Annotated in this window: 14 protein-coding genes, 1 tRNA gene and 1 pseudogene; 7 read left to right on the top strand and 9 right to left on the bottom strand. The window is 62.1% G+C overall.

The window, feature by feature from the left end; genetic code table 11:
- Positions 1-265: 265 nt before the first annotated feature.
- From NKJ06_RS28835 to NKJ06_RS28800, 8 genes are read right to left on the bottom strand one after another with little or no spacing between them, the layout of a single operon-like run.
- Positions 266-1,342 (bottom strand): ABC transporter ATP-binding protein, encoded by a 1,077-nt coding sequence (locus tag NKJ06_RS28835; RefSeq protein ID WP_352811496.1) that lies wholly within the window; start codon positions 1,340-1,342, stop codon positions 266-268.
- Positions 1,339-2,139: an ABC transporter permease gene (locus NKJ06_RS28830; RefSeq protein WP_352811495.1), complete on the bottom strand. Its 801-nt coding sequence runs from the start codon at positions 2,137-2,139 to the stop codon at positions 1,339-1,341. The genes NKJ06_RS28835 and NKJ06_RS28830 overlap by 4 nt, the downstream gene beginning before the upstream one ends.
- Before the next feature lie 2 nt (positions 2,140-2,141).
- Entirely contained in the window at positions 2,142-3,002 is an 861-nt protein-coding gene (locus NKJ06_RS28825; RefSeq protein WP_352811492.1) for an ABC transporter permease, read from the bottom strand.
- Positions 3,003-3,061: 59 nt separating this feature from the next.
- Positions 3,062-4,066, bottom strand: coding sequence for an ABC transporter substrate-binding protein (locus tag NKJ06_RS28820; RefSeq protein ID WP_352811490.1), 1,005 nt, complete (start codon positions 4,064-4,066; stop codon positions 3,062-3,064).
- Positions 4,067-4,125: 59 nt separating this feature from the next.
- Complete coding sequence (locus tag NKJ06_RS28815; RefSeq protein WP_352636038.1) at positions 4,126-5,595, bottom strand: aldehyde dehydrogenase; 1,470 nt, start codon at positions 5,593-5,595, stop codon at positions 4,126-4,128.
- Positions 5,596-5,605: 10 nt separating this feature from the next.
- Positions 5,606-6,643: an LLM class flavin-dependent oxidoreductase gene (locus NKJ06_RS28810; protein WP_352811487.1), complete on the bottom strand. Its 1,038-nt coding sequence runs from the start codon at positions 6,641-6,643 to the stop codon at positions 5,606-5,608.
- Positions 6,640-8,445 (bottom strand): alpha/beta fold hydrolase, encoded by a 1,806-nt coding sequence (locus tag NKJ06_RS28805; RefSeq protein ID WP_352811484.1) that lies wholly within the window; start codon positions 8,443-8,445, stop codon positions 6,640-6,642. The genes NKJ06_RS28810 and NKJ06_RS28805 overlap by 4 nt, the downstream gene beginning before the upstream one ends.
- Positions 8,438-9,025, bottom strand: a complete 588-nt coding sequence (locus NKJ06_RS28800) for an amino acid synthesis family protein (RefSeq protein WP_352811481.1) — start codon at positions 9,023-9,025, stop codon at positions 8,438-8,440. The genes NKJ06_RS28805 and NKJ06_RS28800 overlap by 8 nt, the downstream gene beginning before the upstream one ends.
- Positions 9,026-9,160: 135 nt before the next feature.
- Between NKJ06_RS28800 and NKJ06_RS28795 the strand changes: the two genes are divergently transcribed.
- The gene (locus tag NKJ06_RS28795; RefSeq protein WP_352811479.1) at positions 9,161-9,838 is read left to right on the top strand and encodes a GntR family transcriptional regulator; all 678 of its coding nucleotides are present in this window, start codon (positions 9,161-9,163) and stop codon (positions 9,836-9,838) included.
- Between the two features lie 481 nt (positions 9,839-10,319).
- Here NKJ06_RS28795 and NKJ06_RS28790 read toward each other — a convergent pair.
- Positions 10,320-10,396 (bottom strand) — tRNA-Arg (locus NKJ06_RS28790).
- Positions 10,397-10,692: 296 nt separating this feature from the next.
- Between NKJ06_RS28790 and NKJ06_RS28785 the strand changes: the two are divergent.
- The 6 genes and pseudogenes from NKJ06_RS28785 (at position 10,693) to NKJ06_RS28760 (ending at position 18,300) form a co-directional block, all read left to right on the top strand.
- Positions 10,693-12,267 (top strand): annotated as a pseudogene (locus NKJ06_RS28785) (type I restriction-modification system subunit M).
- Entirely contained in the window at positions 12,264-13,397 is a 1,134-nt protein-coding gene (locus tag NKJ06_RS28780; RefSeq protein WP_352811477.1) for a restriction endonuclease subunit S, read from the top strand. Before NKJ06_RS28785 ends, NKJ06_RS28780 begins: the two are co-directional and overlap by 4 nt.
- Before the next feature lie 2 nt (positions 13,398-13,399).
- The gene (locus NKJ06_RS28775) at positions 13,400-14,224 is read left to right on the top strand and encodes a protein NO VEIN domain-containing protein (protein WP_352811475.1); all 825 of its coding nucleotides are present in this window, start codon (positions 13,400-13,402) and stop codon (positions 14,222-14,224) included.
- Between the two features lie 125 nt (positions 14,225-14,349).
- A complete protein-coding gene (locus NKJ06_RS28770; protein ID WP_352811472.1) occupies positions 14,350-14,652 on the top strand; it encodes a BrnT family toxin in 303 nt (100 codons plus the stop codon).
- Between the two features lie 4 nt (positions 14,653-14,656).
- The gene (locus tag NKJ06_RS28765; RefSeq protein WP_352658841.1) at positions 14,657-14,857 is read left to right on the top strand and encodes a hypothetical protein; all 201 of its coding nucleotides are present in this window, start codon (positions 14,657-14,659) and stop codon (positions 14,855-14,857) included.
- Between the two features lie 17 nt (positions 14,858-14,874).
- On the top strand, positions 14,875-18,300 hold the full coding sequence (locus tag NKJ06_RS28760; RefSeq protein WP_352811469.1) for a DEAD/DEAH box helicase family protein: 3,426 nt from the start codon (positions 14,875-14,877) through the stop codon (positions 18,298-18,300).
- Positions 18,301-18,443 lie beyond the last annotated feature (143 nt).

The raw sequence follows: 18,443 nt of genomic DNA, 5'->3' as shown, positions 1-18,443 counted from the left end.
CGACAATACCGCGCGGAGGCGCAACGAAGCGGTCCGTCCGCATCAAACCCGCCGCTTCGCGGCGGCGGTCGCGCCATCGCCGACATCTGCCGAAAATCGAAATCCCCATAGCCATCGCCTGTGGCCCACGGGTTCCTTCCTCGGGGAGTTTCGTACGCCTGCCGGCGCCCGAAACTCTTCACGGAAGCGGACCGGCAGCTTCCTGACATGGAAGCGGTCCTTAGGACCTTGACAGACATCGACGTGATCTGACCAATCCGGCCCTTCAGGCCGGGAACAGGAATGCCGAAGCGGGATCAAAAAAGACGCGCTGACCTGAAGTGGCGGCGCTATTCGCTTCCTCCGCGTCAGAGGTCGGCCTGACGTCGATCTCATCTCCGCCGGATGTGCGCGCCACGACGCGCCGGCGATCGCCGAAGAAGGCGGTATCGACGATCTCGACGGCGAGCGCCGCGCTGGCTGGCCCAGGCGTGAGGCGGAAGGCCTCCGGGCGCACCATCAGCCGGACCCTCTGGCCTTGGCCAAAGGACGTTGTTGTCTTGATGCCGGTCACGATCGAGCCGTCGGCGAGGCGGATCGTTGACGCACCGCCCGCGGTTTGCAAATGCTCTGCGGGCAGGAAATTCGAGTTGCCGATGAAGCCGGCGACAAACTCGCTTGAGGGCCTGAGATAAAGGTCCTCACCAGTGCCGATCTGTTCGATACGGCCTTCCCTGAACAGAGCGATACGATCCGAAAGATGCAGCGCCTCTTCCTGGTCGTGCGTGACATAGAGGATGGTGACGCCTGTCTCGCGGTGGATGCGGCGGATCTCCGCCTGGATCTCCTGTCGCAGCTTCTTGTCGAGCGCCGACAGCGGCTCGTCCATCAGCAGGATCGGCGGGTCGTAGGCGAGCGCGCGGGCAAGCGCCACGCGCTGCTGCTGGCCGCCCGACAGCGCGCCGGGATGGCGGTCGGCGAAGTTTTCGAGGCGCACCAGCGCCAGCATGTCGGCAACCTTGCGCTTGATCTCGCCGTCCGGCCGGCGGCGCACGCGCAGCGGAAAGGCGACATTCTCGGCGACGCTCAGATGCGGAAACAGCGTGTAGCGCTGGAAGACCATGCCGATGTTGCGCTTGTGCGACGGCACCGAAAGCAGCGACTTCTCCTCCAGGAGCACGTCACCCGAGCTCGGATCCTGGAAACCGGCGATGGCGTAGAGCGTCGTCGACTTGCCGGAGCCCGACGGGCCGAGGAACGTCAGGAACTCACCCTTGGGCACATCGATGGTGACATCATGGACGGCGACGAAGGCGCCGAACGTCTTTCTCACCGCGCGTATGGACAGGAACGGTCGGGTCATCTGGACAATTTTCTGCGAAGGAGTGCGGTCACGATCATCAGGCACAAGGTCAGGCCGACGAGCAGGCTGGAGGCGGCGGCGACGACCGGGCTGAGGTCGGCGCGCAGGCTGCCCCAGATCTTCACCGGCAAGGTCTGCAAGGTCGGGCTTGCCATGAAGATCGCCACCACGACCTCGTCCCACGAGGCCAGGAAGGAGAAGATCGCCGCCGAAAAGATGCCGATCCTGATCGATGGCAAGGTGATCCTCAGCCGTGCCTGAAACGGGCTGGCGCCGCAGACGATAGCTGCATCCTCGACGGATTTATGAAAACCCTCGAGCGCCGCGGTGATCGGGATGATAGCGAAAGGCAGCGCCAGGACGGTGTGGGCGATGACGAAGCCGATCGTGGTGCCGGCAAGGCCGATGCGCAGGAAGAAGGCGTAGATGGCGATGGCGAAGACGACGACCGGCAGCACCATCGGCGTCAACAGCAATCCGCGCAGGAGTTGCCGTCCGCGAAACTCACCCCTGACCAGGCTGAAGGAGGCAAACAGGCCGATGATGACGGCGAGGATAGCGGCCATGGCGGCAATCCGAGCACTGGTCAGCGCGGCATCGATCCAGGTCGGGTCGGCTAGCAATTGCTGGTACCATTTCAGCGTCCAGCCGGGCGGCGGAAAAGCCAGCCAGCGCGACGAGCCGAATGACAGGAGCACGATGAAGACCACCGGCAGCAGCAGGAAAGCCGCGACTGCCGCCGTGAAGCCGACAAGCGCCACGCGCAGCCACCCGAGCCTGTCATACTCGAGCAGCATCCTCAGATCCCTCCGCCGGCGCGCCTGGCGCCGACCAGGCGAAGCTGGATCGCGTAGAGCGCCATGGTGACGACAAGCAGGGCGAAGGCGGCCGCACTTCCTAACCCCCAGTTGAGCAGCGACTGCACCGTCTGGGCGATCATCTCGGCCAGCATCATGTTGGACGTACCGCCGAGGAGCGCGGGCGTGACGAAGTAGCCAAGCGACATGACGAAAACCATCAGGCCGCCGGCGGCGACGCCGGGAAGCGACAGCGGCAAAAGGATGCGGCGGAACGCCTCGAACGGGCTCGCGCCGCAAAGGGCCGCAGCGCGCAGCGTCATCGGGTCAATGGCGCGCAAAGTGCCGACCAGCGGCAGGATCATGAAGGGCAGCATGATGTAGACCATGCCGATGGTGACGCCGGCCAGATTGTTGATGAGGGGCAGCGGCTCGTGGATGATACCGAGCCCCATAAGCGCCCTGTTGATCACCCCGGTCCGCTGCAGCAGCACCATCCACGCATAGGTGCGGGTGAGGAGGTTCGTCCACATTGACAGGATGATGATACCGAAGACGATCGAGCCCATGGCCGGTGGCATGATCGCCAGCATCCAGGCAACCGGGAAAGCCACAAGGATGGTGACGGCGGTGACAACGGCGGCGACCAGGAAGGTGTTGAGGAACACCCGCACATAGGTGCCGCTGCCGAGGAGCGTGGCGTAATTCTGCAAGCCCGGTTCGGGATCGGTGACACTGCGCAGCAGCAGGGCGACCACCGGCACGATGAAGAACAAGCCGACCAGAAGCAGAGCCGGCAAGGCGCTGCCGCTGCCGGCCGGCAGGCCGGCAACTGAGCCGCGTCTGAAAGAATTTCCTTGCATCGAGCGGTCCTGTCTCGAAACGGGGCGCGCAAGTCGCGCCCCGTCAACCTGCAGCGGTGTTACTTGGTCTGCCAAGCATACCAACGCGTGGCGATCTCGTCGCGATGCTGCGCCCAGTAGTTCATGTCGAGGTTGATCTGGCCATCGACATGGGCATCAGGCAGGGCCTTGACCGCATTGGCGGGCATCTCGGCCTTGGCCTTGGCATTGATGGGCGCATAGCCGCTTGCCTCGGCGAATTTCGCCTGGCCGGTCGGGCTGGTGGCGGCAGCGAGGAACTTCATGGCACTGCCCTTGTTCTTCGCGCCCTTCGGCACGACGAGCACGTCGGCGGCGGTAAGGTTCTGGTTCCAGGCGACGCCTACGTCGGTGCCGTCCTGCTGGAGGGCGAAAACACGCCCGTTCCACAACTGGCCGAACGCGGCCTCGCCGGAAGCAATCAACTGCTGCGATTCAGCGCCGCCGCCCCACCAGACGATATTGGACTTGATGGTGTCGAGCTTCTTGAAGGCACGGTCGAGATCGAGCGGATAGAGCTTGTCCGCCGGCACGCCGTCGGCCAGCAGAGCGATCTCGATGACGCCCGGCGCCGACCATTTGTAGAAGGTCCGCTTGCCGGGAAACCTCTTGGTGTCGAACATGTCGGCCCAGCCCGTCGGTTCGCCTGTGACTGTGCCCTTGTTCCAGGCGAGCACGAAGGAATAGTAGAAACTGCCGACGGCATGCTCGTTGCTGAAGCGCGGGTCGAGATCGGCCTTGGGCACGACCGCATAGTCGATCGGCTCCAGCAGCCCGTCCTTGGCGGCCTTTATGGCGAAATCCATTTCCACGTCGACGACATCCCAGGTGACATTGCCGGCGTCTACCATAGCCTTGAGCTTGCCGTAGTCGGTTGGTCCGTCCTGCAGCACCTTGATGCCGGAGCTGGCTTCGAAGGGGGCTGCCCAGGATTTGGTCTGCGCTTCCTGCGTGGTGCCGCCCCAACTGGTGAACGCCATCTCATCGGCCTTGGCGGCGGTCGCCACGAGCAGTCCGGCCAGCAGGCCGGTCAGGATCAGTTTCATGTCATTCTCCTCTGTTGGTCTGTTCTTGTTTTTCTCAGTGCACCCACGCCCCACGCTCCTCAGCGCATGACGAAGGGATCGGGGATCGGCTCGTCCGAAGTCTTGATCCAGACGGACTTCGAGCGTGTGTAGTCTCTGATGGCATCGAGCCCGCCTTCGCGACCGAGGCCTGACAGGCCGTAGCCGCCGAAGGGAACGAGCGGCGATACGGCACGATAGGTGTTGACCCAGACGACACCGGCATGGATGTCGCGCGCCATGCGATGGGCCTTGCCGAGATTGCTGGTGAATACGCCGGAAGCCAGGCCGAAGGGCGTGTCGTTGGCGAGTGCCAGCGCTTGCGCCTCGCTGTCGAAGCCAAGCACGCTGAGCACCGGACCGAAAAGTTCCTCGCGCACACAGGGCAGGTCGGCGCTGCCGGCATCGACAATGGTCGGTGCGTAGTAGAAGCCGCTGCCGGCCGGCCGTGTTCCGCCGGTGATCAGCATGCCACCCGCGGCGAGGCTTTCCGCGACAACCTTCTCGATCCAATCGCGCTGACGCAGCGTGGCCAGCGGACCCATTTCGGTGGCCGGATCCTGCGGATCGCCGATGCGGATCGCCTCGGCCTTGCGCTTCAGGCGGGCGAGGAATTCATCCTTTACCGAACGCTCGACCAGCAGGCGAGATCCCGCGACGCAGCTCTGGCCGGTCGCCGCGAAAATACCGGCGACGACCGCGTTGGCGGCGCTGTCTAGGTCGGCGTCGGCAAAGACGACGACCGGGCTTTTGCCGCCGAGCTCGAGCGTGGTGTAGGCAAGATTCTCCGCAGTGTTCCGGACGATGGCGCGCGCCGTCGACGGACCGCCGGTGAAGGCGACGCGCGAGACCAGCCTGTGGCTGGTCAGGCGCTGGCCGCACTCCTGGCCGAAGCCGGTGAGGATGTTGACGACGCCTCGGGGAAAGCCGGCCTCCTGGACGAGTTCGGCAAAAGCCAGCAGCGGCGCCGGGCCATCCTCGGAGGCCTTGAGCACGACCGTGCAACCGGCGGCGAGCGCCGGGCCGAGCTTGACGGCCGAGAGGAAGAGTTGCGAATTCCACGGTACGACAGCGGCAACGACGCCGATCGGCTCGCGGCGGATGGTAACGTCGAGATCCGGCTTGTCGATCGGCACATGCGCGCCTTCATGCTTGTCGGCGAGCCCGCCATAATAGCGGTAGTAGTCGCCGACATAGGCGATCTGGGCGCGGGTCTCGCGGATGATCTTGCCGGTGTCGCGCGTCTCGAGTTCGGCCAGGCGCCCGGCATTGGCGGCCACGAGGTCGCCGAGCTTGACCAGCAGTTTTCCGCGCGCCGTCGCTGTCATCCTTTGCCATGGGTCTGAGCACAGCGCGCTTTGCGCCGCCTCGACGGCACGATCGACGTCGGCTTCGCTTGCCGCCGGCATCTTTGCCCAGGCCGCGCCGGTCGACGGGTCGACACTGTCGAACGTGGCGGACGGCTCGTCGAAGCGGCCGTCGATGAAGTTCCTGAAGAGGGCGTCGGTCATGGGCTCGCGATCAGAGGAAGGCCGGCATCACCCGGTCGATGAACAGTTGCAGCGATTTCATCTTGCGCTCGTGCGAAAGGCCGCTGTCGATCCAGATCGAGTACTGGTCGTAGCCGAGCGTCTCGTAGGCTTTCAGCCGGGCGATGACCTCATCAGCCTCGCCGATCACCAGATTCTGGCGGATCTTGTCGGGCGCGTATTGCGGCATGGCCGCGATCTCGTCCGCCGTCAGCGGTTCCAATATGCCTTGATCCACGGGCTTTTTGTTCTGGAACCAGGCGCCGAACTGGCAGTAGAAAGTCGACAGGTCCTGCGTGAGGCGATCGGCGTCGGCCGCGTCCTCGGCGACGAATGTGTGCATTAGAAGCATGATTTCCGGCCGAGCTATCTCCGGGTGCGCTGCGCAGGCGGCGTCGAAGCGCTGCATCAGGCTCGTCACCTCCTCATCGCCGGAAGCCAGCGGCGTCACCTGGACCTTGCATCCATTGGCGACGGCGAAATCGTGCGAGTTCGGGTCGCGGGCCGCTACCCAGATCGGTGGGTAGGGTTTTTGCACAGGCTTGGGCGAGGAGGTGGTCGGCGGGAATTGCCAGAACTCCCCGGAGAGTTCGAAGTCACCGTCCCAAAGGCCGCGGATCGCCGGTATGATCTCGCGCATGCGCTGGCCGGCGCCCCAGGCGTCGAGGCCTGGAAAGATGCGCTGATATTCGTAGCTGTAGGCGCCGCGCGCGATGCCGATATCGAGGCGGCCGCCACTGATGACGTCGGTCATCGCCGCTTCGCCAGCAAGCTTGATCGGGTGCCAGAAGGGCGCAATCACGGTTCCCGTGCCGAGGCGGATCCGGCTGGTTTTGGCTGCGAGATAGGCGATGTTGATGAAAGGGTTCGGCGAGATGGTGAATTCCATGCCGTGATGCTCGCCGATCCAGGCGGTCTCGAAGCCTGCCTGCTCTGCCAGCAGGATCAGCTCCTCGAGCTCGGTCAGAAGCTCGGAATGCGGTTTGGCGAGGTCCGACCGTTCCATATGCACGAAGAGCGAGAATTTCATCCCTGGTCACCTGTGTTGACGGCAGAAGCGTCGGCCCTGGCGAGCGGGCGAACCTCGCCTTCGACATCGTTGCCGACATAGACGCCGAATGCGTCCACCGAGCATTCCCTGATATAGCGCGCGAGCATCGAGCGGATCGCCGGATCGGCGATCTTCAATCCTTCGATCGCGCCGATCTCGATGAGCCTGATGCCGCGATCGCTGGAAGCGGGCACGTCGAACGTGCCGCGATAATAGACATGGGTGCGCGAAACAGTCCCGGCGTCGTCCCAGACGGCGAAAAGGAAGCCGAGCTGGGCCTCGATGGCCTTCGCCGCAAGCAGGCCTCGAAGGGTTTTGGCATCGCCGGCCGAGCCTAAGCCTCGGCCACGCGGCAACTCGAAACCGTCAGCCGTTTCCAGGAACAGGATCCGGCCGCCATTTTCGAGAATGGCGCCGACATCGGTGCCGGGCTGCGTGGCCGCCAGCGCGTCCTGGCTGAGGCCGGGTGCGATATAGGCGCCGCGGCAATAGCCGAGCGGCTGCGATGAGTTGTGCTCGAAATCGCGGACGCGGCCGATGAGGATCGAATGATCGCCGGCATCGACCAGGCGCTCCATGTCGCAGTCGAAGGACGCGACGGAGCCGTCCAGCACGGGGCTGCCGGTCCGTCCCGGCCGCCAGGCCACGGAGGCGAACTTGTCGGCGGCTTTCGAGGCGAAGATGCCGGACGCTGCCTTCTGACGCTCGTTGAGGACGTTGATGGCGAAGCTTTTGGATGTCGCGAAGACGGGATGGCCAAGCGCTTTGTGGGCGATGCAGATGAGCACCAGTGGTGGATCGAGCGACACCGAGGTGAAGGAGTTGGCGGTGAAGCCACGCGGCTCGCCTTCGGGTCCGATCGTGGTGACGATGGTAACGCCGGTGAGGAAGGAGCCCATTGCGCGGCGGAGCTCGCCGTTGTCGAAACCGGCGTCCGCTTCCGCGGCGCTTCTTTGCTCGATCGCTTCGTCCTCTCCGAGGAAGTCGACGATGTGACGCGTCGTCAGATCGGGTGCCGCGACCGCCATCATGTGCCTCTCGCTTGGCAGCACTGTGCAGCGGCCATGCGGCGCCAGGCGCGCCATCGCCGCCGACATTGCCGGCGAAGAATTCCTGTCCTCCGAGCCGGTCATGAACAGGGCCGGCATGCCCAGCTTCGGCAGGCGGGCAGTGTGATCGCCGTCGGCACGAGCGAACAGGTTATAGGTGCGGGCGTAGCCTTCGGGGTCGACCCTGCTCAATGCGGATGCCGTCGTCTGCGCTGCCGCTTCCAGCTCGACCGGCACCGGATCTCCGAACCAGCGGGCAATGGTCTGTGCCGTGCCGGCAGCGTCGTTGCGGCCGTTGAGCGCCGCCGCGCGCTCGCGAACGGCCGCGGCCAGCTCGGGCGGACGCCGGAACACCGCATTCAGGGACACGATGCGGTGCACGCGCCCCGGCGCGCGCAGGGCCAACTCTTGGGCAACGAGCGCACCCATCGAATGGCCGACGACGGACACCTTGTGGAGGCCGAGATGGTCGAGCAGGCGAACGGCCTGGTCGGCGTAGTCGGCCAGTTCCGGGTGCTGCGGCGGCAGCGGCGAAAGGCCATGGCCGAGCATGTCGATGGCGATCACGTCGAAGCGGTCGGCCATACGCTCGATCTGCGGTTGCCAGATCGCGGCGTTCATGCCGACGCCGTGGATGAACAGTACCGGCGTCCCCGATCCGGCACGGATGAAGCCGGTGCCGTCGGGCGCCGTGCTCTGTTGAGCCCATGCGGATGCGGAAGCGTCAGCCATGCAGGTCCCCAAGTTCCTTGAGGTCCTGGTAGCGGTCGCCAATGCGGTGATGCGGGCGACCGCCGATCGACGCGCCGAGCGCGACCACCAACTCGTCTGGCGTCGGCGCATCGCCGATCTGGAAATGCACCGTCAGGTAATGCGAGCGCCGTCCCTCGTCATTCTTGTCCATCAGCGGGATCATGATCGGCGTGTTCGGCCCACCGCGCAGATTGGTGAAGGCAAGATAGGTCTTGGCGCCGACGGCGCGGCGATAATGATTGCCGAAATGCAGCGTATGGATCAGCGCCGATGCATGTTCGATCTCGCCCGACGTACCGCAAATGGCGGCCTTGCCATAGCCCTCGATCGCCTCGCCGGACCCGGCGATGGCAATGATCTCGCGCGTCAGGATTTCCGCGATCACTGGCGCACAAGCGCGGATTTCAGGCGACAGATCTTCGGTGAAACCACGTCCTGTCCAAGGGTTTGTCAGCACCGCAGCGACGCCGATCAAGCGCAGCGGACGGGGAGCAGCCTTGCCGCCTTCGATCAGCGTGTTCTCGGTATAGGTAACGATCTTGCGAATGGCAGGCTGCATGGAATCCTCAGTTCGGCGATGCCAACGGGATAGTCAGATCCCCGTATCATCTTATGGTATACCATGCTATGGACCGCCAAGCACCTTGTCAACCCGGCCTGGAATCTGTTTTCGTGACCGCGCAGGAGACCACACATGCCAGACGACACGCTTCGCATCGACCGCAGCGCCAAGACCTTGAGGACACTGGCGCTGGAGCGCATGCGCGACGCAATCATGGATTTCCATTTCCAGCCCGGCGAAAGGCTGGTCGAGCGACCGCTATGCGATCAGCTTGGCGTCAGCCGTTCCGTCGTGCGCGAGGTTCTGCGGCAATTGGAGGCCGAGGGACTGGTGCAGATGATCCCTGGGCATGGGCCGGCTGTGGCCAGGCCGGATCTCGGCCGCACCGATGAGATTTACGAACTTCGAGCTCTGCTCGAAGGCATTGCGGCCCGCGCCTGCGCGCTGTCGGCCACCGGCGAGCAGTTGGCAACGCTCGAACAGGCGCTGACGGATTTGTTCGCTGCGTGGTCCTCAGGGACGCCGCCCCCCGGGAGGCGGGCGACGACGAAATTCTACGAGGCACTGTTCGAGGCCGCTGACAAGCGCGTCGCCTGGGAAATCGTCAGCGGGCTGAATGTCCGCATCAACCAGCTTCGTTCGATGACCATCGTCTCGACCAACCGGCGCGAAGCGGCGATCGCCGAGATGAACGAGATCATGGATGCAATCCGCGCACGCAAGCCGGAAGAGGCGGAAGCCGCAGCGCGGCGGCATGTCGAGTCCGCCTGGAAGATCGCCCGGAACACACTTCGCTTTGATTCTCTTTAGTCTGGCCACCCAACTTCCAAAAAAGGCGGATTCGCTATCAGAACGTGCCTCTGGGGCTAGTTCGCCCGCGTCGCCTAGCGACGTCCGCTTATAGTGATGGGCGGAGCCGTCGTGAACGCCCGGATTTTGGCGCAAAGCTGCCGTTGACATCGTACCCAACGTAGGATGGCTTCGGGTCACGAATGCTGGTTCCGGCCAATTTCGACTTCCAAGAAGAGAATTCGACTCCGGCGCTCTCGAAAGGGTCAAACTCTCACCTTCCGAGTGCGTACTCTCATCGTCGGCAGGTTGGCTGACTGGTGCAGGGCTGCCATAGACAATCAGATTGCATCAACTGCGGCGTAGAGCTGGTCTCCTGCTGGCGATCCTTCGCCAAAATCAAAAGCTCCATCTTAGCCAAACTACGCCAGAGCTTGCGAGCGATTGGTGAGCAGCCTTCGCACAATCGCTGGTGTGTCTGAGGCTAACTTATTGAAATGATTGGCGCACCCGACAGGATTCGAACCTGTGACCTCTGCCTTCGGAGGGCAGCGCTCTATCCAGCTGAGCTACGGGTGCTTTCAGGACCGATGATCCGGAAAACGAACCAGCCGGCGAACCGGCAAGTCACGGCTTCTTAGCGGAAGCCGGGGCGGGCTTCAACGGGCAAATCGAATAGCACTTGCCTCCTCAGGCAGGTTGTAGGTTCGAATCCTGTCGGATGCGCAAGTGGCTATGTGCCGGAGCTGTGGCGCTCAATCACGAATGTCGTTCCTCACGCCAGATCATCGTATCCACCGCAATGACGTTCGCTGCGCTTTAAAGCGGGAGACGCGTGGCTTAAAGCTATCGGCCACGGAATGGTAGGAAACAGCATGATCACAGGTGAACTTCGCTCGAAGATCGATGCCGTCTGGAACGCCTTCTGGGCAGGCGGCATTGCCAATCCCCTCGAGGTCATCGAGCAGATCACCTACCTGCTGTTCATGCGCGGGCTGGACGATGCCGAGCAGCTCGAGGAGAACCGCTCGACGCGAACCGGTCAGCCGATGCGCCGTTGCATCTTCAAAGAGGGCAAGGACGGAATTGGGAAGAATGGCGGCGTCGCCTATTCGGACATGCGCTGGTCGCGGCTAAAAAACGAAGACGCCGGCACGATGTTTTCGATCGTCTCCGAGCACGTTTTCCCGTTCCTGCGCACCATGGCGGAGGATGGCACCGCGCACGCCACGCACATGAAGGGTGCGCGCTTTACCATTCCGTCGCCGGCGCTGCTGGTGAAGGTGGTCGATCTTATCGACAAGCTGCCGATGCAGGACCGCGACACCAAGGGCGATCTCTACGAATACATGCTGTCGAAAATCGCCAGCGCCGGCCAGAACGGCCAGTTTCGTACCCCGCGCCACATCATTGAACTGATGGTGGAGATGACGGCGCCGACGCCGAAGGATATCATCTGCGACCCCGCCTGCGGCACCTGCGGCTTCCTGGTCGCGGCCGGCGAATATCTGCGCGACAACCATCCCAAGATGTTCCATGACCAGGAGAGCCGCGACCATTTCAACGAGGGGATGTTCCACGGCTTCGACTTCGACAACACCATGCTGCGCGTCGGCTCGATGAACATGACGCTGCACGGCGTCGAGGATCCCGACATCCGCTACAAGGATTCGCTCAGCCAGGAGCATGCCGGCGACGAGGACCGCTATTCGCTGGTGCTGGCCAATCCGCCCTTCGCCGGCTCGCTCGACTACGAGACCACAGCGAAGGATCTGCTCGCGATCGTCAAGACCAAGAAGACCGAGCTTCTGTTCATGGCGCTGTTTCTGAAGCTGCTGAAGCCCGGCGGCCGTGCGGCGGTGATCGTGCCGGACGGTGTGCTGTTCGGCTCGTCAACCGCGCACAAGGAAATCCGCCGCATGCTGGTCGAAGACCATCGGCTTGACGGCATCGTCTAGCTGCCCTCGGGCGTGTTCCGGCCTTATGCCGGCGTCTCGACCGCGATCGTCCTGTTCACCAAGACCAATTCAGGCGGCACGGACTATGTCTGGTTCTATGATTGCCAGGCCGACGGGTTTTCGCTGGACGACAAGCGCAACGCTTCGCTGCCGGGCGAAAAGCTCGGGCCGACGCCAGGCCATTATGAAGCCGGTCATTTCGTCAACCTGACGCTCACCGACGAGGAGCTGGCGAAGAACAATTTGCCCGACATAGCCGCGCGGTGGGCCGAGCGATCGGGTGCGGAGCGCAGACGCGCACGCACCGACCAGAGCTTTTGCGTCCCCAAGGCTGAGATCGTGGGGGCCAGCTACGACTTATCTCTCAACCGCTACAAGGAGGTGGTGCACGAGTCCGTCAAGCACCGCGCGCCGAAGGAAATTATCGCTGAGTTGAAGGCGTTGGAGAAGGAGATTATCGAGGGGCTGGACGAACTGGAGGCGATGCTGTGAGGGTTGTTGCGCTTCCTTTCGAGCGGGTGTTTGAAGATACTTCTTCCGGTAACTTGAAGGTTCAGAAAGGCGACTACGTTTCAGTCGGTCGGCATCCAATCGTTGACCAAGGTCAGGAGTTCGTCGGCGGATTCACTGACGACCCCGCCTATCTCGTCAAAGGCAAAGGACCGTGGATCATTTTCGGTGACCACACCCGCGCGCTAAAATTCGTGGATTTTCCCTTTTGTATGGGTGCTGACGGCGTTAAGGTTTTGAAGCCAAAGCCGGACGTAGAAGCAGACCCGCGATTCCTTTATCACTTCCTGAGCGCTAACGAGATACCGAGTGCAGGATATAGCCGGCACTACAAGTTTCTGAAGCGCCTCGAAATCCCTCTCCCACCGCTCCCCGAGCAGCGGCGGATTGCGGCGATCCTGGACAACGCAGATGCGTTGCGCCGCAAGCGTAAGCGCGCCATCGAACTGCTCGACAGCCTCACGCAGTCGATCTTTCTGGAGATGTTTGGAGAAGAGCCGAAGCAACTGTCACGGTGGGGCGAGCCGGTTCCATTGTCAGAAGTGGCCAACATAGGTTCCGGTATCACAAAGGGCCGGAAGCTTAACGGGAGTAGCACAAGACGGGTGCCTTATCTGGCCGTAGTGAATGTGCAAGATCGAAGACTGGAGCTATCGGCTGTCAAATTTATCGAGGCAACGAATGCCGAGATCGCCCGCTATCGCCTTGAACTGAACGACCTGCTACTTACCGAGGGTGGTGATCCGGACAAGTTGGGAAGAGGCACCTTGTGGACGGGTGACCTGGACGAAGTCATCCATCAAAATCACGTATTTCGAGTTAGAATTATCTCGAATCGTATCTTGCCCTTGTTTCTGAGTTGGCTAGTTGGAAGCAGCTATGGGAAGAAATATTTTTTGAGGGTGGCTAAACAGACAACGGGAATTGCTTCAATTAACAAGACGCAGCTTTCAGCATTTCCGACCATTATTCCTCCGTTGCAGTTGCAACAGGAATTCGCGCAAGCAGCAGAGCGCATAGCAGGCGAGGCAAGGCGATTTGCGCTTGCCGTGGATCAAGTAGATACGCTCTTCTCCTCCCTTCAGCACCGCGCTTTCTCGGGTCAGCTTTAGCTATGTCCGACGCGCTCGCCGGAACCGACCTCGAAATCGACCTGATCGTCGCTGACTATTTCGATATGCGGTCATTGGAATTGGCCGGCGGTCCGTTCGTCAAGTCGCAGCGCAATGCGGCATTGCAAGAACTCACCGGCCGCAGCCGTGGCTCGATCGAGTTCAAGCACCAAAATATCAGTGCGGTGCTCTATCAGCTCGGTATGCGGTGGATCACCGGCTACAAGCCAATGTCGAATTTTCAGCGCGCGCTGGTCGACGGCGTCGAACGCCATATCGTCCGCAATCCGGCACTCTTCGAGAACCCGATCTCGGCGGCGTCCGCGCCCGACTTGCAAGAGCCTCAACCACTTTTCTTCGAAGCACCACCCGTCACGGCTTTCGAGGCTGTGCCGCCTGTCCTTGAGCGGATCGTGCGAAAGTTTGATCCGGCACTGCGGGACGCTCGTAACCGACAATTGGGTAAGAACGGCGAGGAACGCGTCTTCTTTGCCGAGCAGTCCGGCTTGCGCGTGGCCGGGCGCGACGATCTTGCCCGGAAGGTGCGTTGGGTTTCGGCTGAGGATGGCGACGGCGCGGGCTATGACATCCGTTCGTTCGATCCAGGCGGCCGCGAGCGGCTGATCGAGGTGAAGACGACTACTGGTCACAAGCGGACCCCGTTCCTGCTTTCAGAGAATGAACGGTCCTTCTCGGAGGAACGGCCTGATGCGTTCCGGCTGGTGCGGCTGTTCGACTTCGCTCGCGAGCCACGCGCCTTCGAACTCACTCCACCATTGGATAGATCGGTGCTGTTGAAAGCCGCGACCTGGCGGGCAGAATTCTGACGCGGTTGAATATTTGAAACTGCTTGCGAATTCTTTCCGCTACCGTAGTTTTCAGCGATGTCCAACTTCACTTTCCTCGCTGCTGAGTTTCCACCCGTCCACGAGGCGGCGATCGGGGCCGGGCGATGACCGGTGTTCGCTTCGAATTCGATTGGGATCCGGGCAAGGCGGCGATCAACCGGCGAAAGCACCGCGTGAGTTTCGAAGAGGCAATGAGCGTCCTAGCCGATCCGCTTGCGCTGTCGCGGTTGGATGATGAGTCTGGCGAAGGTGAGGAAAGATGGGTTACACTGGGCATGAACGGCGCGGCCAAATTGCTGGTCCTGGTGCACACCTATGTCGAGCTGTCCGGCGACCGGGCAGCGATACGCATTATTTCGGCCAGAACCCCAACACGCCGCGAGGCGAAGCAGTATGAAACCGGGTGACCCAATGAAGGAAGAATACGATTTCTCCGGTGCAGAGCGCGGCAAGTTCCACCGCACGGGCGCCCGTCTCGTCCCGCCGGTGCATCTCGAGCCCGACGTGCTCGACTATTTGTCCGAACGCGCGGCGGCGCGCGGCGTCTCGTTGAGTACGCTGGTCAATACGCTGTTGAGGAAGGACATCGAGATGATCGCCGCGGCCGAGTAAGCAGGCCGGCCCCGCGCATGTCCAACTTCACTTTCCTCGCCGCCGAATTTCCGACCGTTCACGAGGCGGCGGTGGAAGCCGAGCGGCAGGCGGGAGTGTCGCCGACGGCGGCGGCGTTCTTCGCCGGCAAGACTGTGGAACTCGCGGTCAAATGGGCGTTTCGCAGCGATCCTGGTCTTAAGCTTCCATATCAGGACAATATCGCCGCGCTGCTGCATGAACCGAGCTTTCGCCGCGCGGCGGGCGAAGCGGTGTTCGCCAAGGCGAAGTTCATCAACACGCTGCGCAATCGCGCCGTGCATGAGGAAAAGACTATCCGGCCAGGCGATGCTGCCGGGGCAGTCAAGGAACTGTTCCACGTCTGCTTCTGGCTCGCGCGCACTTACGCGCTCAAGGCAAAGCCTGCGGACGGCCTTGCCTTCGACGCCTCGGTGCTGGCGCGCCGCGACGAGACGCTTAAGAAGGCCTTCGCGCATCTGAAGGCGCAGCAAGCCGAGCTCGACGCCAAGAACGGCGAACTGACCAAGCTGCTTTCCGACCGGCAGAACCTCGACGCCGAATTGCAGCGCCTGCGTGCCGAAGTGGCCGCCGCCCGCCGTGCCGCCGAGGCGACTCCCTCCACGCATGACTACAACGAGGCCGGGACCCGCGACCGCTACATCGATCTGCTGCTGCGCGAGGCAGGCTGGGCGCTGGACAAAGCGGAAGACATCGAGTTTCGGGTCGAGGGAATGCCCAACGAGCAAGGCGTCGGCTTTGTTGATTATGTACTGTGGGGCGCCGACGGCAAGCCGTTGGGCCTGGTCGAGGCCAAGCGCACGCGCAAGGATGCGCGCCAGGGCCAGCAGCAAGCAAAGCTTTATGCCGATCGGCTGGAAGCGCGCTATGACCAGCGACCGGTCATTTTCTATTCGAACGGTTACGAGCACTGGATCTGGGACGATCAAAGGTATCCGCCGCGCCAGGTTGGCGGCTTCTACAAGTGCGATGAGTTGGAACTGCTGGTCCAGCGCCGCACCAGCCGGAGAAAGCTGACCGAGACCCGCATCGATACCAAGATCGCCGGCCACAAGCGGCCCTATCAGCAGCGCGCTATCCGCGCCATCGCTAAGAGTTTCGAGGACGACGGCGAGCGCAAGGCGTTGCTGGTCATGGCGACCGGCTCCGGCAAGACGCGCACGGTCATCGCGCTAGTCGACCTGTTGATGCGTGCCGGTTGGGTAAAACGCGTGCTGTTCCTCGCCGACCGTGTCGCGCTGGTCAACCAGGCGGCCGGCGCGTTCAAGGCACATCTGCCGGATTCAGCGCCGGTCAACCTCGTGACCGAACGGACCAGCGAGGGCCGCGTTTTGCTGTCGACCTATCCAACGATGATGAACCTGATCGATGGTAAGGCCGACGAGAAGCGCAAGTTCGGACCGGGCCACTTCGACCTGATCGTCATCGATGAGGCGCATCGCTCGGTCTACCAGCGCTACCGGGCTATTTTTGAATATTTCGACTCTTTCCTTGTCGGCCTGACGGCGACGCCCAAGGATGAGATCGACCACAACACCTATTCACTGTTCGACCTGGAAGACGGTGTCCCGACCGATGCCTATTCGCTCGACGAGGCGGTGGCCGATGGCCATCTGGTGCCGCCAAAGGCGATTTCCGTGCCGCTGAAGATCGTGCGCTCCGGCCTGCGCTACGACGATCTGAGCGACGAGGAGAAAGACCGTTGGGACATGCTGGAATGGGGCGAAGAGGAAATCCCCGACAGCGTCGACGCCGCCGAGGTCAACAAGCGGCTCTTCAATGCCGACACCGCGGACCTCGTTGTTGCGGACCTGATGACCAACGGTATCAAGGTCGAAGGTGGCGATAGGCTCGGGAAGACTATCATCTTCGCCAAGAACCAGGCACATGCGGTGTTCATCGAGGCGCGGTTCAACGCGGCCTATCCGAACCTTGCCGGCCATTTCGCAAGGGTTATTACCCATGAGAGCGGCGCTTATGCGCAAACGCTGATCGACGATTTCTCGAAGAAAACGAAGGCCCCTCATATCGCCATCTCGGTCGACATGCTCGACACCGGTATCGACGTGCCGGAGGTGGTGAACCTCGTCTTCTTCAAGCAGGTGCGCTCGAAGACGAAATTCTGGCAGATGATGGGGCGCGGCACCCGGCTGTGTCCCGACCTGTTCGGGCCAGGCCAAGACAAGGAGTTCTTCCGTGTCTTCGACTACTGCCAGAACCTTGAATTCTTCGGCGCCAATCCGGAACTCAAGGATGCAAGCACCGCGAAGTCATTGTCGGAACGGCTGTTTGCAACGCGGCTCGATCTGATACGCGCGCTTGACGAAAAGAAGCGTAAGTCCGATGGCCTAGCCGAAGATCCGACACCGTTCAAAGCCTCGACCTATGTCGACTTGCCGCTGACCGAGGAGGATATCAGAACCGATGCGGTCGACGTTCTGCGCGACACCGTAGCCGGGCTGAACCTCGAGAATTTCATCGTGCGTCAGCGTCGTCGCACCGTGGAAAAATACCAAGGGCCGGAAGCCTGGATTGCGATCGACGACGAGAAGCGCAAGGAGCTTGTCGACGAGATTGCGCCTTTGCCGTCAGCGAAACAGTTTGGAACCGAAGAGGCGAAACGGTTCGACCTGTTGATGTTTTCGCTGCAGCTTGCGCTGCTGAAGGGCTCCAAGCGCTTCGATACGCTAAAGAAGCAACTGCTGGAGATAGCGTCGGCGCTGGAGGATCAGACCGGTATTCCAGCAATCGCTCATCAGGCCGTCCTGATCGAAGAGATCCAGACGGATATCTGGTGGGAGGGTGTCAACGTTCCTTTGCTCGAACTGGTTCGGCTACGGCTGCGCGATCTCGTCCAGCACATCGAGAAGGGTCGGAAAGCGATTGTCTATTCCGACTTTGCCGACGAGATCGGCGATGGTGTTGAAATCGATCTGCCCCAAGTTGGCGAAGCCGACTTCGCTCGCTTCAAGCAGAAAGCACGCCACTTCCTCAAGAGGCACGAGGACCATCTCGTCTTGCACAAGCTGAGGCAGGGAAAGCCGCTGACGGCCATCGATCTGGCCGCGCTGGAAAAGATGCTGCTCGATGCAGGCATTGGTGACGCCGGCGATATCGAACGAGCCCGCGAGGCGAGCCGTGGCTTCGGTCGGTTCGTGCGTTCATTGGTAGGGCTCGACCGTACCGCCGTTTCAGAAGCCTTCGGCGAATTCCTGTCCGCGGGAACAGCTTCCGCCGCACAGATCGAGTTTGTCGGCATGATCATCGAGCACCTGACCGACCAGGGCACGATGGACCCGAGCTTGCTCTATGAGCCGCCCTTTACCGACTTGGCGCCCACGGGGCCGGAGCAAGTGTTTGACGAGGATCGTGTGACCAAGCTGGTCAGCCGTATCCGTGAGATCAGCGACAGCGCGGTGGCCTAGCTGTGAGCTTTCAGAGGGTTGTCCATTCGGACCGGACCGAGGAGACTGGAGTTACCACGCTGCAGCACTCACCGGAGGGTCCGAATGAACATCCACAAGAATGCCCGTCTCACGCCGCTGCGTCGAGAGGAGATGGCGCTGTC

This window comes from Mesorhizobium sp. M0293 (assembly GCF_040321735.1).
GTDB lineage: Bacteria > Pseudomonadota > Alphaproteobacteria > Rhizobiales > Rhizobiaceae > Mesorhizobium.
This window is presented reverse-complemented; position numbering and strand designations above follow the sequence as displayed.

Coding starts and splice junctions, on each gene's coding strand:
- NKJ06_RS28835 (WP_352811496.1), bottom strand. CDS start 1,342: ATGACCCGACCGTTCCTGTCCATACGCGCGGTGAGAAAGACGTTCGGC.
- NKJ06_RS28830 (WP_352811495.1), bottom strand. CDS start 2,139: ATGCTGCTCGAGTATGACAGGCTCGGGTGGCTGCGCGTGGCGCTTGTC.
- NKJ06_RS28825 (WP_352811492.1), bottom strand. CDS start 3,002: ATGCAAGGAAATTCTTTCAGACGCGGCTCAGTTGCCGGCCTGCCGGCC.
- NKJ06_RS28820 (WP_352811490.1), bottom strand. CDS start 4,066: ATGAAACTGATCCTGACCGGCCTGCTGGCCGGACTGCTCGTGGCGACC.
- NKJ06_RS28815 (WP_352636038.1), bottom strand. CDS start 5,595: ATGACCGACGCCCTCTTCAGGAACTTCATCGACGGCCGCTTCGACGAG.
- NKJ06_RS28810 (WP_352811487.1), bottom strand. CDS start 6,643: ATGAAATTCTCGCTCTTCGTGCATATGGAACGGTCGGACCTCGCCAAA.
- NKJ06_RS28805 (WP_352811484.1), bottom strand. CDS start 8,445: ATGGCTGACGCTTCCGCATCCGCATGGGCTCAACAGAGCACGGCGCCC.
- NKJ06_RS28800 (WP_352811481.1), bottom strand. CDS start 9,025: ATGCAGCCTGCCATTCGCAAGATCGTTACCTATACCGAGAACACGCTG.
- NKJ06_RS28795 (WP_352811479.1), top strand. CDS start 9,161: ATGCCAGACGACACGCTTCGCATCGACCGCAGCGCCAAGACCTTGAGG.
- NKJ06_RS28775 (WP_352811475.1), top strand. CDS start 13,400: ATGTCCGACGCGCTCGCCGGAACCGACCTCGAAATCGACCTGATCGTC.
- NKJ06_RS28770 (WP_352811472.1), top strand. CDS start 14,350: ATGACCGGTGTTCGCTTCGAATTCGATTGGGATCCGGGCAAGGCGGCG.
- NKJ06_RS28765 (WP_352658841.1), top strand. CDS start 14,657: ATGAAGGAAGAATACGATTTCTCCGGTGCAGAGCGCGGCAAGTTCCAC.
- NKJ06_RS28760 (WP_352811469.1), top strand. CDS start 14,875: ATGTCCAACTTCACTTTCCTCGCCGCCGAATTTCCGACCGTTCACGAG.